This window comes from Ruegeria sp. YTSA072, assembly GCF_059610285.1.
Genome location: NZ_JBXWNI010000003.1, coordinates 351,303 through 364,195, shown reverse-complemented (window position 1 = coordinate 364,195; position 12,893 = coordinate 351,303). Strand labels below are relative to the sequence as shown.

Below are 12,893 nucleotides of genomic sequence, written 5' to 3'. Positions count from 1 at the left end.
ATGTCGGAACTCAATCTCACGGATGTGGCAAAGACCTATGGCAACGTCGATGTGCTCAAAAACATCAACCTGGACATCGAACGCGGTGAACTGATCGTTTTTGTCGGGCCCTCTGGCTGTGGAAAATCTACGTTGCTGCGCATGATTGCGGGATTAGAGAAGATTTCGGGCGGAACGCTTGAGATCGAAGGTCAGGTGATGAACGATGTACCGCCCGCGCAAAGGGGCATTGCGATGGTTTTTCAAAGCTATGCCCTGTATCCGCACATGACGGTGCGCGAGAATATGGCCTTTGCATTGAAGATCGCCAAAATGCCATCGGACGAGGTCGACGCAGCAGTTGACCGCGCAGCTCGTATCCTACAGTTGGAACCGTTTCTGGACCGACTTCCCAAGGCCCTTTCCGGTGGTCAGCGGCAACGGGTTGCAATCGGCCGGGCGATCGTGCGCGACCCAAAAGTTTATCTGTTTGATGAGCCTCTTTCCAATCTTGATGCAGCGCTGCGCGTCGCGACCCGCATCGAAATCGCCCGCCTGAAAGAGGCGATGCCGGACAGCACGATGGTCTACGTCACCCACGATCAGGTCGAGGCGATGACATTGGCCACCCGGATTGTCGTCCTGGCCAACAAGGGGATCGCACAGGTTGGCACCCCTCTCGAACTGTATGAAACGCCTGACAATGAGTTTGTCGCGCAATTTATTGGCTCACCTGCAATGAACCTTTTGCCGGGTGTCATCACGCAGGCTGGTGAGCGCACCGTCGTAAAACTGGATGGTGGTGGGACCGCGGTGACCAGCATCCCTACCGATGCAGCTGACGAGGGTAAACAGGTAAATATCGGAGTGCGCCCCGAAGACTTTCACCCCGTTGAAAGCAATCCGATTATGGAAGGGATTGTGGACTTTACCGAAGCCCTTGGCGAAGTCACACTGCTGTATTTTGCGGCAAAAGACGGGGAGGACGCCACAATCGCAAAACTGCCGGGCGTCCAAAAAAACATGCGGGGCCAAACGGTTGCCGTTTCAGCAGATCCGGGCAAGGTTCACCTTTTTCACCAGGGCCTGTCTATGAGAAAATAACTGTAACCCAAACCTGATGGATCGACGGGTGCGATGCAGCACGCGAATGTCCCTTTTCATACGGCTTGGAACGTTGTCTGGGCCCCACGGCAGCAAGTCCCGGGATCTGTGTGCGTTGCCAAAAGCATGCAGTTTACGACTGTATTTGACGTGATTTCTTTCGGTCTGGCATGACTGAACCCGCTTTTCCCCAATTGGATTGCGGCCCAAAATCTGGTCCCGGATCGGACGGGCAACGGTGTTAATTTCTTAAGAAACGTGGCAAAAATAGGCTACTTCGGTCTCAATATGTGACTGCGGACCTAGGGGGTAACTAGCTATATTTGCTAGATTAAATCGTAATCTGGACATACGAAATTGCCAATCCGTCACTTTTGGCCTGACAATGCCCCCGCAAAGTTCTAGCGTGGCAACCATAATAACAAAACAACACAGTCCAATAACGGGAGAACTAAAATATGGCTGAACGGAAAACCGTTTCCAGACGCTCGGTCCTGAAAGGCGCGGGCGCAGCAGCACTGGCAGCACCGCTTTACAGCAAAAGCGCGCTGGCATCATCGGGTGAAATCAACATTCTGATGTGGTCGGACTATCTGCCGCCCGCATTCCTGCAAGAGTTTGAAACTCTGACCGGAATCAAGGTGAACTATACCGGTATCGGGTCGAACGAAGAAATCATCAACAAGATGAAGGCCACCAAGGGCCAAGGCTTTGACATCGTATCGCCGACGAACAACCGCTCGCTGCAGTGGGGGCCGCTGGAACTGTTGCAGCCCTTCGACATGAACAAGGTTCCGATTGATCTGGTGAACCCTGCGATGGCGCAGATCGGCACCGACGCTTGGAACTTTGGTGACAGCGGAGTGCACTGGCTGCCGCATATCTGGGGTACCGAGGGCATTGCCTACCGCACCGACCTGTGGCTGCCCGAGGGCGACGCCCCGTCTTATGGGGACGTTTGGTCCGAAGCAAACGCAGGTAAAACCATGGGTCGCGCACACTCGATGATGCTGGGCGCAGGTCTGTATATGGAAGCCTCCGGTGAGATGGAGCCTGGCTCTGTCTGGGCCGCGTACGGCGACGAAGACACCATGCGCAAGGTCTGGGGTCAGATCACCGACTGGTGCGTCGAGCGGAAGAACCGGATCAAGCTGATCTGGAACGACGCTGACACCCAGAAAAACGGCCTGTTGAACGAAGGCGTTATTGTCGGCCAGACCTGGGATGGTCCGCCGCTGGCGCTGAAATCAGCTGGTGAGCCGGTGCACTATCAGGCTCCGGTCGAAGGTGCGATGGCATGGGTCGACGGTATGTCGATGCCGACCGGGGCGCAGAACATCGACCAGGTTTATGCCTTCATCGATTTCGCCTATCAGGCCAAGCCCGCAGGTGTCGCCATCGACAGCCACGGCTACAACTCGCCAGTTCTGGGTGCCGACCAATATGCGGGCGACACCTACAAGAAGAACTTCGCCGAGGCCTATCCGGGCGACTCGCTGGCAAACCTGAACCCATGGCCTGCTGAGGCTCCGTGGTATGCCGAAACTCGGACTGAGTTCGTCAACAAGTTCAAAAGCGCCTGATTGCTTTGACAAGGTGCCCTCCGCCACTGTGCGGAGGGCTATCAACCCGCATGCCACAATGGCGTGACGGACGCTATTTCGGTGCGGTCATGGACCGTACCTGACGGAGATACCAAAAATGAGTGCAGGGGTCGGTGTAGATCTTGAGAACCTGTGGATCCGTTTCGGTGATTTTGTTGCCGTGAGGGATGCAAACGTGAACATCAACGGGGGCGATTTCTTTTCGTTTCTCGGTCCCTCGGGGTGCGGCAAAACAACGATCCTGCGGGCAGTTTCGGGCTTTCTTGAACCAAGCGAAGGCAAAGTTCTGATCGGCGGCAAGGATATGCGGGGCATCGGCCCGAACAAACGCCCGACCGCCCTGATTTTTCAGAACCTCGCGTTGTTCCCGCTGATGAAAGTGTGGGAAAATATCACCTTCTCATTGGAGATCAGTGGCGCAAGCGCAAAAGAGCGCCGGAAGCGTGCCGATGAGCTGCTGGACATGATCGCGCTGCCCGATCAAGGTGACAAGCTGCCAAGTGAGTTGTCCGGCGGTCAGCGACAACGGGTTGCCATCGCCCGCGCGCTATGTGCGGAACCGGATGTACTGCTGCTGGATGAGCCGTTGTCCGCGCTGGACCTCAAACTGCGCCAGCATATGCGCACCGAGCTGCGTGAGATTCAAAAGCGCGTCGGCATCACCTTCATCTATATCACCCACGACCAGGGCGAAGCCTTGACCATGTCAGACAATATCGCGGTCATGCGGGCTGGTGTCATCGATCAAATCGCCGATGGCAAGACCATCTATAATGATCCCAACACTGCATTCGCGGCCTCTTTCGTAGGTGAAAACAACGTGTTCCGCGGCAAAATTAAACAGATTATGGGGAACGAAGCGCTGATTTCAACGAACCGGTCTGGTGAATTGGTTGCACGCATCTCGACCGCCAACCAAGGAAAGCTGGCAGTGGGTGATGACGCCATGATGTTCATTCGCCCCGAGGCTTTTGCGATCGCCTCCGATGGTGCGTCAGGCGATCACTTTGTCACCGCGCGGGTGAACCACGAAGAATTCGAAGGTAACGTCTTCAACATCTTCACCGAAGGTGACGGCGGTAAAGAGATCAAGGTGTCCTTGCCAAACCTCGGCCAATCATTCGATGACCACACAGGCCAAAACATCACGTTGGAATATGAGACCCGCAATGCGGTTCTGGTTCCGGCGGGTGAATTGGCCGCGGAATAAGGGGGCCGACTATGCCAGGCTTCCTGAAAGAATTCTTTAACCGAAACGGCATCGGCATGGGCGCCGCAATATTGGGTCTTGTCCTGTTCTGGACCATTGGCCTGATCATTCTGCCCCAGCTGTCGATGCTGGATTTTTCCTTCCGTCCGAACCTGCCACCGCCCGAGATTGGCGGGCCTAAGGACGTTTATACGCTGGAGAACTACAAGTACCTGATCTATGGCCCCGAAGGTGGTAGTCAGTCCTATAATGCAGTCGACCTGAGGGTCTTTTTTCGCACACTGCTGGCCGCAGTCTGTGTGACGGTCTTCAACCTGATCCTCTGCTATCCGATTGCCTATTATCTGGGCCAGTCCAAGGGCAACCACATTCGCATCTTCGCGATCATGCTGATCATCCCATACTGGATCAACGAGATTTTACGTGCCTTTGCCCTGCGGATCATCTTTGGTGAGACCGGTGTTTTGAATACCCTGTTCGTGGGGCTGGGCATCTGGGATACGCCGTTTGACTTTATTCGCAACGACATCGCGCTCTATGCCGGTCTGGGTTACGCTTACATCCTGCTGATGATCTTCCCGATGTACAACGTGATCGAAAGTCTGGACAAAAACCAGATCGAGGCTGCGCGCGATCTTGGTGCGCCATGGTGGCGGATTCACTGGCGTGTGGTCATTCCTTACGCCAAACCGGGCATCAGCTCGGGCTGTACCATGGTGTTCATGCTAAGTGCCGGTGCGCTGGCCGCGCCGCAAATCCTAGGCGGACCGTCCAGCCTGTGGTTCACGCAGCTGATTTACCAGCAATTCAATGACAACAATGACTGGCCGCAGGGTGCCGCCTACGCCATCGTTCTTCTGGTGACCTGTATCCTGTTCGTGCTGGCGATGATGCGCCTGTTCAAGGTGAACATGGGGGATATCGGGAAATGAATAATTCCTTCCTTCGTGTAAGCATCTGGGTCTATCTGGTCATCTTCTTCCTGTACCTGCTGGGCCCGCTGGTAATCATGTCGGTCACGGCCTTCAATTCGTCGGCCTTCCCGCGCATGACGCCGTGGGAGTGTCTGACCTTCCAGTGGTTCGGCGAGCTGTTTCAGGATCAGCGTATCCTGAACGGCATCAAGAACTCGCTGATCATTGGCGCCGGAACGGTTGTTCTGTCGGTGGCGATGGGTCTGGCCGGTGCGCTGATGCTGACGCAGATCTGGCCTAAGTTGCGGGCGACCTACTATACGATCATCATCGCTCCGATCTTGATCCCGGGTGTTGTTCTGGGCATTTCGACTTTGGTGTTCTGGGATCGGATCAACCGGATGCTGGGACTGGGTGCAGATAGCTTCCTGTCCAACGGTATCTTTCTGACGGTAATCGGCCAATCCACCTTTATTGCAAGCTATTGCATGCTGGTTCTGGTGGCGCGCCTGCAGCGTTACGATGTGGCATTGACCGAAGCGGCGCTGGACCTTGGTGCAACGCATGCTCAGGCTTTCCGCAAGATCCTGTTGCCCTTCATGCGTCCTGCGATTGCGTCGGCGGCGGTTCTGGCGTTCCTCGCTTCGTTCGAGAACTACAACACCACCACTTTCACCTTTGGTGAATACCCGACGCTGACGATCGAACTGGCGCAAAAGGTCCGGTATGGTATCACGCCCTCCATTTCGGCTCTGGCCTTCATCATCGTGGCACTGACAGTGTTCTTTGCCTTGTTGAACGAAGCCAAGCTGAAGCGGCAGGAACTGGTGGCTGCAGCCCGTAAGAGTGCCACAGTTGAGGAGCTGGCCGGCAAGATTAAGCTGCCCAGCTTCTTTGCTGGCAACATGGCGGCTGTTTTGCTTGTTGTGTTTGCGGTGGCGACGATCACTGTCGTTGGCACCGCAACGGCCTACAACCCCGGCCAATGCATCGCCAATGTGAAAGAGCAGAAACGCCTGGAAGCGGAACAACGCATTCAAGAGCTGCGCAAGCAGCGCGAAGAACAGCGTAAGAAGCGTGAGGCCGAAGAAGCCGAACAAGGTGGTGCGCAGCAATCCACACCGAAACCATCCAACAACAGTGGTTTTGGCAATGTCTTCGCACCGAATACTCTGGGTGGGGACGCGGAGGAGGAGAGTTCAGATACTGAAACTCCGCCTTCAAACAACGGTGGCTTTGGGGGCGTGTTCGACCCGAACAGCCTGCAGACTGACCAGTAGGTTTTGAAGCTAAATCCAAAACGAACGCCCGGAGAGGCTATTCCTCTTCGGGCGCGTCTTTCTGCGTGACAGCAACGTCACAGGCGTCAACGACGTCGCCGTTCCACGCGATCGGTTGCGCGTTGTAGTTGATAAGGAACACGTGCGTGGCCGTTTCACGCCGACGTAGCCCCTCGGGCATCTGATGCAGGGCAACACCCGTTTTGCGCGCGGCCATTTCGACGACCCGATTCCACAATGCGTCATCCGGGAAGCCTGCAAGATACCAAAGGTCGTCATCTCCTGACAGCGCGGGCGTTCCATCTGTAAATCGCAATAAGTCGGTGGCCGAGCCAGATACCCTGTCTACCCAATGTTGGGCCGCACCGCCGCCTTCAACGCTGCGCCGTATGTTTGGTGGCAAGGTTTCGACAAAATCAACATTGCAATTCAGTCCATGCAGACCGGGGCGCGCCTCTGGAATTTGGAAATCATGCGTAATAGCCCCGCTGCGTGGGCCCAGGACGGCCAGATTGCAGGACTCCCCCAGACGACGCTCTATATCGCGGTCTACCGTTGCCAGCCCCGGAGTAAATATGATCTTATACCTGTCTTGCGGAAGGGTGTCCTGTGAAACAAAGTCTACTGACAACCCCGCCCGCCGCAAGGCGCGATACGTCGAAAACACCAGTCTAAAGTAGTCAAATCCCGCCCCCTGGGGCTGTGTCGCCCAAGCCCAATCTGAGGCGTAATCGAACAGGATCGCCACTTGAGCCTGCGTTTGAACGATGTCGCCCAGTTCCGACAAAGCGTCTGCGGTTTGTTTCGCCTCAACCAGCGCCGGGCCAGGGCGGTTGTTGGGTGTCAGCAGCCCCGCATGCATTTGCTCTTGTGCGAATGGGGCTTGCCGCCAGCGGAAATAGCTGACGACCTCAGCCCCGTGCGCAATAGCCTCAAGCGACCAAAGCCTCACCATTCCGGGTAGTGGTGCCGGATTGTATGGCGCCCAATTCACCGGGCCGGGTTGCTGCTCCATCACCCACCAACGTCCGCGGCCGACCGCGCGGTACAGGTCGTGGTGAAACGCCTGCATGTCAGGGTCACCTTGCTGAAGGTAGGTGGTCTTGTGCGTTTCGTCCGCCTCAAGCCGGTCAGAGAGGAAACCGATTGGATAGCTGTCCCAAGTGGCGATATCCAGATCGTCGCCAACCTTGAAATGATCGAAATCCAGCACCCGCCCCATATAGTTATGCAACAAAGGTGCATCCGTCAGTCCCCGCAGCGCATCCACTTGCGCCTTGTTGTACGCTGCAACCTGATCCGAACTAAATCGCCGGAACGCTAATACATGTGCGGGGTTGGGTTCGGTCACTGTCAGATTGGGCAGATCAATCTGGTCGAATTCGGCGTATTCCATCGACCAGAATATGTTACCCCACGCCTCATTTAGCGCGTTAATGCTGCCGTATTGATCCTCTAGCCAACTCCGAAAGGCACTCATTGCTGATCGGCTGTAACTTATGGTCGTGTCATGGCACCCGTATTCATTGTCGATCTGCCACGCCGCGACGTGCGGGTTTCGTCCATACCTCTCGCCCATGATCCGCGCGATGCGAACGGATTCTTCGACATAACCTGAATGGCTGAAACAATAATGCCTGCGTGAGCCGAATTTTCGTGTTTTCCCCTGCGCATCAACTGCCAGCATGTCTGGGTGTTTCTCAAGCATCCACCGCGGAGGAGTTGCCGTGGGCGTCCCCAATACGACCTTTAGCCCTGCTGCCCCAAGCGTGTCGATGGCGCGATCAAGCCAATCGAATTGCATTTCACCGGGAACAGGTTCCATCCGGCTCCAGGCAAACTCACCGATCCGGACCAAGCTTATGCCGGTTTCCACCATCCGAGCCGCATCTTCGGCCCACAATGCCTCGGGCCAGTGTTCCGGATAATAGCAAACGCCAAGTTCTGGTTTCATAGAAGGACTCTGTGTTCTGCCTGGCCTGTGCCCGCGCCCAATGCGCCAAAGGTCATGCCATTGGTTGGTTGTGTTTTAACAGTGTCTGCGTTCAACCCCTGACGGGCAGTGGTGCAAAACAGCGTTGTCAGATCGTCGCCGCCAAAGGCGGGACAAGATGTATGTGCGGCCTGAAACGAGACAGCATGCCGAAACCGCCCGTTCGGGTCATAGCAAGCGACACGGTTTGCCCCCCATTGGGCGATCCAGATATTGCCTTCTGCGTCAACCACAGCGCCATCGGGATAAAGGCCATCAGCGCGCAAGTCGAGAAACACCATGCTATTGCCTTCGGGCCACCCCGTCTCAGGCTCCAGCGAGCAGCGCCTAACCTGTTGTGTGACTGTATCGGTGTAATAGACGCGGGACTTGTCTGGGGCAAAACAGATCGCGTTCGAGATTGTGACCTCGGGCACAAGCAGGCGTAGTTCGCCCTGCCAGTACCGATAGATCGCGCCCGCCTCTTGTTCGGCGTTTTTTCCCATCGTCCCAATCCAGAACCCGCCCCACGGGTCTGCGCGCCCGTCATTGGAGCGGGTGACCGGGTTGTTCGCCTCAAGCGAGACGATCAGGTCTTTTTGACCACTGTTCAAACCAAACCGCCACAGACCGGTTTCCGAGGCCATCACTATTGTATCCCGGTCAACCCAACCTGCTGCTGAGACATGTTCCGAAAACTGCCAGCTGTGTTGCTCAACCCCGCTCTGCGTCATCAAACGTTTGTTGATGATGTCGAACCAGAACAGTTGCTTGCGTTCAGGATGCCACAGGGGTCCTTCGCCAAGCTCACAAGGGCGATCATCAAAAACAAAGCTCATCCAGCAGCCTCGTCATAGGCAGCGACGATCCGCTTGGCCTGACCGGCAATTTCCGTGACGGACATCCCCGGTTTGAACAGGGCCGATCCGATGCCAAACCCGTCTGCCCCAGCCTTGATCCATTCGGCGAAGTTCTCAGGTCCAGCGCCACCAACGGCATAGACCAAAGTACCCGATGGCAATACAGGTCGCAGTGCGGCCAAACCACTTGGTCCGGCGGTGACACCCGGGAACAATTTCAATCCCGTCGCGCCAGCCTTAAGCGCGGCAAACGCTTCGGTCGGGGTATAGACGCCCGGCCAGCTTTGCATGTTAAGCGCGACAGAACGCACAATGACCTCGGCGTCATAATTTGGGGAAACGATCAGCTTACCGCCAACTTGCGAAACGGCCTCTACCTGCTCGGGGGTCAGAACCGTGCCAGCGCCGATCAATGCTTGATCGCCGAATGAGCTGGCCAACGATTCAATGCTGTTCAGCGGGTCAGGCGAATTCAACGGCACCTCGATCTTGTCGATACCGGATTCGATCAGTGCATGGCCCACTTCGACAGCTACTGACGGTTTCAAGCCACGCAAAATGGCGATGATGGGGCGGCTCATGCGGTTTGCCTCGTTAGTTTGCGGGCCTGTGCCAGACCTGCCAATGTGCATTGAGTTGCGTTAGCTGTGTCTACGAAAGCGCCCTGTAATTGCAGCGCACGTGCGTAGATTTGGGACATCCCCTCAGCGCCGATGATTGCCAGTTGCTGCCCCAACCAGTAGGGGCGTGTTGCGCCCAACTCGGCCCCAATCAAAAGCCCGGATAACTTGGCTCGGGCTGTCCCCTTGTCCTGATTGTTCAACAAATCCGCCGCTCGCAGTCCGAACAGGCGCGCAGCCAATTGTTCGGGTTTGGACAACGCGTCTGCTGTAGCTTCTGCGAAGGCGTCGGCGTCCCAGCCGTCACCGACCGAATGCTTGAGCACTGATTGCTCGGAGAGCAGTTCAAACATCTCACCCGTCATGAACGTTCGAAAGCTCACGACTTCTCCTGCGCTGATCTGAACCCATTTTGAATGCGTCCCGGGCAGGCAGATAACCCCGTCCCAGTTCGGGCGGGTTGCCAGAAAGCCAGATATTTGAGTTTCCTCACCGCGCATAACGTCTGGCGGTGCGTTCTGTTTAAGACCAGGCACCACGAATGCGCGTATCCGGGCATCTGTACCGGGTACCCGTATGGGCGCATCCGGCAGCGGCGCTGACGGGACGGCCGAGTAGGGTGCTTCAACCCAACCTTGCCGTGCACCGACCATACCGCAAGCCACAACGTCGACAGGTTCAGGACCCAGCCAGTCGGCGATCAGGTCAAGCAAGGCAGATTGAAACGCATCTCTGCTCAGCCGGGCCATTCCCCGATCAGACTGGGATTGCGCCAGTACGGTGTCGCCCTGCATGGCCCAGGCCCGCAGTTGGGATGTTCCCCAGTCGACGGCTATCCACTCTGCATTCATGGCCTTACCCCGTTACCACAACGCCGCCATCGACGGCCATGCACTGTCCGGTCATCGCGCGGCTGGCATCCGAGGCCAGGAACAATGTCGGTGCAATCATGTCTTCGGGCGTCAGGTGTTCTTTCAGGCACTGGCGCTCCAAATGCGCTGCCAGGTCATCCGGCGTCGCCCACATATCAAGTTGCTTTTGCGTCAAAACCCATCCGGGAGCCAGCGCATTGATACGGATTTTTTTCGGCCCCAACTCGCGCGCCAATGATCGCGTCATCCCCGTGATACCGGCATTCGACGTCGTATAGATAGGGTACCCCGCATTCCCCATCATGTAGCTGATCGAGCTGAAGTTGACGATTGAACCCCCTTTGCTAGTCATTTGGCGCGCAGCCTCCTGACAGGCGAAGTAGTAGGCCTTGAGGTTCACCTCAATCATCCAGTCCCAGAACTCGGCGGTGGTTTCCTCAAGCGAGTGACGCTTGTCGTTAGCGGCGTTGTTGACCAACACATCCAAAGGTCCATGTGCCTCGGCAGCCTTTTGCATTGTGGCGTGCAGCAGTTCGGTATCCGTCATGTCGCCCTGCATGAACAGCGGCGCGCGACCATGTTTGTCTCGCATTTCCTCAACGAATGCGCTGGCGTCCGAGCGGCCGATAAAGGCAACGTTTGCGCCCTGGGCCAAAAAACCGTCTGTCAGTGCGGCCCCTACACCAGAGCCGCCGCCGGTAATATAGACCGAGGCGCCGTTTAGATCGTGGAAAGTGGCTGGATGGTCCATCAGTGGCTCTCTCTGGTCACAAGGCGGGTGTCTTTGCCGACGAGGAAATCTAGGTCCGCGCCCTGATCGGCTTGCAGCACGTGGTCGACATAGAGTTTCGCATAACCGCGCGTGTAGTGCGGATCATCCGGTTGCCACGCGGCGCGGCGGGTTTCCAGCTCCTCAGCGGCGACAAGCAACTCCAATTCCCCGTTGCTGGCAGAAACCCGGATACGGTCCCCGGTTTTGACGAGTGCCAGCGTACCTCCTGCCTGTGCCTCGGGGCTGACATGCAGGATGACGGTGCCATAGGCGGTGCCGGACATGCGGGCGTCGGATATGCGGATCATGTCGCGGACGCCTTCCTTCACCAGTTTGGCCGGGATCGGCATGTTGCCGACCTCGGGCATGCCGGGATAGCCCTTTGGGCCGCAGCCCTTCAGGACCAGAATGGTTTCAGACGTTACTGGCAGATCATCCCGGTCAATATTGGCTTTCAAGTCTTCGATGCTCTCAAAAACGTAGGCTTCGGCTTCGGTTTCCAGTAGTGCATCCGTCGCGGCCGAGGGTTTCACAATGGCCCCGTTGGGCGCGAGGTTCCCGCGCAGCACGCGCAATCCCGCGGCGGGTTTCACCGGATCGTCGAAGGGGCGGATGACGTCGGGGTTAAAGCATTCTGCCCCTTCAAAATGCGCCGAGATATCTTTGTTCAGAACGGTTTTTGCAGGGCGCAGGAAGGGTTTCAACTCGTTCAGAACCACGGGCACACCGCCTGCGTAGCAGAAATCCTCCATCAGGTATTTCCCTGAGGGCATGCAGTTCACCAGCAGCGGGATTTCCGACCCGATTTCAAAGTCTTTCAGCGTCAGGTCTACGCCCACGCGGCCCGCCAGCGCGAGTAAATGCACCACTGCATTGGTCGAGCCGCCAACGGCTGCATTGGCCAGAATGGCATTTTCGAACGCTTCCTTGGTCAGGATGTCCGACGGTTTTAAATCTTCGTCCACCATCTCGACAATCCGTTTGCCTGTCAGATGCGCCAGCGCCATCCGGCGGGCATCAACTGCTGGTAGGGCGGCGTTGGTCGGGAGGGACATGCCCATTGCTTCGACCAGCGACGCCATGGTCGAGGCTGTGCCCATGGTCATGCAGACCCCGGCGCTGCGGGACATGCCGGACTCGGCATTCATGAAGTCCTTCAGTGTCATCTCACCAGCGCGCACAGCTTCTGAGAATTTCCAAACATCCGTGCCCGAACCAATGTCTTTTCCCTGGTACTTCCCATTCAACATCGGGCCAGAGCTGACCACGATAGAGGGCAGATCTACCGAAGCGGCCCCCATCAGCTGCCCCGGCGTGGTCTTATCGCAACCACCCAACAGGACTACGCCGTCGATGCCATAGGCGCGAATAGATTCCTCGACATCCATCGCCAGCAGGTTGCGGAACAGCATGGCGGTGGGCTTCATTTGGGTCTCGCCCAGCGACATGACGGGAAATTCGACCGGAAACCCTCCAGCCTCCCACACGCCGCGTTTGACACCTTCGGCCAGATCACGCAGGCCCGAGTTGCAGGGTGTGAGTTCCGACCACGTGTTGCAGATGCCAATGATCGGACGACCATCGAAGGCGTGATCAGGAAAGCCTTGGTTCTTCATCCACGATCTGTGGATAAAGCCATCCTTGTCCAGCTTGCCATACCAATGCTGAGAGCGGCGTTTTTTTGTCATTATTTTCAGCCTTCTAAA

General features: G+C 56.7%; 11 protein-coding genes. 5 read left to right on the top strand and 6 right to left on the bottom strand.

The annotated features are described in order from the left end of the window. From AC2FIB_RS08360 to AC2FIB_RS08340, 5 genes are all read left to right on the top strand, one after another. Window positions 1-1,083, top strand: a complete 1,083-nt coding sequence (locus tag AC2FIB_RS08360; RefSeq protein ID WP_058272006.1) for an ABC transporter ATP-binding protein — start codon at window positions 1-3, stop codon at window positions 1,081-1,083. A gap of 458 nt (window positions 1,084-1,541) precedes the next feature. Further along, window positions 1,542-2,666 (top strand): extracellular solute-binding protein, encoded by a 1,125-nt coding sequence (locus AC2FIB_RS08355; RefSeq protein ID WP_496706236.1) that lies wholly within the window; start codon window positions 1,542-1,544, stop codon window positions 2,664-2,666. Window positions 2,667-2,784: 118 nt separating this feature from the next. Continuing rightward, entirely contained in the window at window positions 2,785-3,897 is a 1,113-nt protein-coding gene (locus AC2FIB_RS08350; protein WP_058272004.1) for an ABC transporter ATP-binding protein, read from the top strand. 11 nt (window positions 3,898-3,908) lie between these two features. Beyond that, complete coding sequence (locus AC2FIB_RS08345; protein WP_108859642.1) at window positions 3,909-4,829, top strand: ABC transporter permease; 921 nt, start codon at window positions 3,909-3,911, stop codon at window positions 4,827-4,829. Continuing rightward, a complete protein-coding gene (locus AC2FIB_RS08340; protein ID WP_496734728.1) occupies window positions 4,826-6,091 on the top strand; it encodes an ABC transporter permease in 1,266 nt (421 codons plus the stop codon). Before AC2FIB_RS08345 ends, AC2FIB_RS08340 begins: the two co-directional genes overlap by 4 nt. A 37-nt stretch (window positions 6,092-6,128) precedes the next feature. On the opposite strand, the gene AC2FIB_RS08335 is transcribed toward AC2FIB_RS08340, so the two are convergent. Genes AC2FIB_RS08335 through AC2FIB_RS08310 form a run of 6 tightly spaced genes read right to left on the bottom strand, consistent with a single transcriptional unit; the run spans window position 6,129 to window position 12,875 of the window. Beyond that, window positions 6,129-8,045: a beta-galactosidase gene (locus AC2FIB_RS08335; RefSeq protein WP_496734727.1), complete on the bottom strand. Its 1,917-nt coding sequence runs from the start codon at window positions 8,043-8,045 to the stop codon at window positions 6,129-6,131. Then, complete coding sequence (locus AC2FIB_RS08330; protein WP_496734725.1) at window positions 8,042-8,902, bottom strand: SMP-30/gluconolactonase/LRE family protein; 861 nt, start codon at window positions 8,900-8,902, stop codon at window positions 8,042-8,044. The genes AC2FIB_RS08335 and AC2FIB_RS08330 overlap by 4 nt, the downstream gene beginning before the upstream one ends. After that, complete coding sequence (locus tag AC2FIB_RS08325) at window positions 8,899-9,504, bottom strand: 2-dehydro-3-deoxy-6-phosphogalactonate aldolase (RefSeq protein WP_496734724.1); 606 nt, start codon at window positions 9,502-9,504, stop codon at window positions 8,899-8,901. The genes AC2FIB_RS08330 and AC2FIB_RS08325 overlap by 4 nt, the downstream gene beginning before the upstream one ends. Continuing rightward, window positions 9,501-10,394 carry a 2-dehydro-3-deoxygalactonokinase gene (locus AC2FIB_RS08320; protein WP_496734723.1) on the bottom strand — a complete coding sequence of 298 codons (894 nt, stop codon included), beginning with the start codon at window positions 10,392-10,394 and terminating at the stop codon, window positions 9,501-9,503. Before AC2FIB_RS08320 ends, AC2FIB_RS08325 begins: the two co-directional genes overlap by 4 nt. 4 nt (window positions 10,395-10,398) lie before the next feature. Continuing rightward, window positions 10,399-11,166, bottom strand: coding sequence for an SDR family NAD(P)-dependent oxidoreductase (locus tag AC2FIB_RS08315; protein WP_496734721.1), 768 nt, complete (start codon window positions 11,164-11,166; stop codon window positions 10,399-10,401). Next, the gene (locus AC2FIB_RS08310) at window positions 11,166-12,875 is read right to left on the bottom strand and encodes an IlvD/Edd family dehydratase (protein ID WP_496734719.1); all 1,710 of its coding nucleotides are present in this window, start codon (window positions 12,873-12,875) and stop codon (window positions 11,166-11,168) included. Before AC2FIB_RS08310 ends, AC2FIB_RS08315 begins: the two co-directional genes overlap by 1 nt. Window positions 12,876-12,893 lie beyond the last annotated feature (18 nt).

What these genes read in the sequence shown, in the direction of transcription:
- AC2FIB_RS08350 (WP_058272004.1), top strand. Translation starts at nt 2,785, where the DNA reads ATGAGTGCAGGGGTCGGTGTAGATCTTGAGAACCTGTGGATCCGTTTC.
- AC2FIB_RS08310 (WP_496734719.1), bottom strand. Translation starts at nt 12,875, where the DNA reads ATGACAAAAAAACGCCGCTCTCAGCATTGGTATGGCAAGCTGGACAAG.
- AC2FIB_RS08335 (WP_496734727.1), bottom strand. Translation starts at nt 8,045, where the DNA reads ATGAAACCAGAACTTGGCGTTTGCTATTATCCGGAACACTGGCCCGAG.
- AC2FIB_RS08360 (WP_058272006.1), top strand. Translation starts at nt 1, where the DNA reads ATGTCGGAACTCAATCTCACGGATGTGGCAAAGACCTATGGCAACGTC.
- AC2FIB_RS08330 (WP_496734725.1), bottom strand. Translation starts at nt 8,902, where the DNA reads ATGAGCTTTGTTTTTGATGATCGCCCTTGTGAGCTTGGCGAAGGACCC.
- AC2FIB_RS08315 (WP_496734721.1), bottom strand. Translation starts at nt 11,166, where the DNA reads ATGGACCATCCAGCCACTTTCCACGATCTAAACGGCGCCTCGGTCTAT.
- AC2FIB_RS08320 (WP_496734723.1), bottom strand. Translation starts at nt 10,394, where the DNA reads ATGAATGCAGAGTGGATAGCCGTCGACTGGGGAACATCCCAACTGCGG.
- AC2FIB_RS08355 (WP_496706236.1), top strand. Translation starts at nt 1,542, where the DNA reads ATGGCTGAACGGAAAACCGTTTCCAGACGCTCGGTCCTGAAAGGCGCG.
- AC2FIB_RS08345 (WP_108859642.1), top strand. Translation starts at nt 3,909, where the DNA reads ATGCCAGGCTTCCTGAAAGAATTCTTTAACCGAAACGGCATCGGCATG.
- AC2FIB_RS08340 (WP_496734728.1), top strand. Translation starts at nt 4,826, where the DNA reads ATGAATAATTCCTTCCTTCGTGTAAGCATCTGGGTCTATCTGGTCATC.
- AC2FIB_RS08325 (WP_496734724.1), bottom strand. Translation starts at nt 9,504, where the DNA reads ATGAGCCGCCCCATCATCGCCATTTTGCGTGGCTTGAAACCGTCAGTA.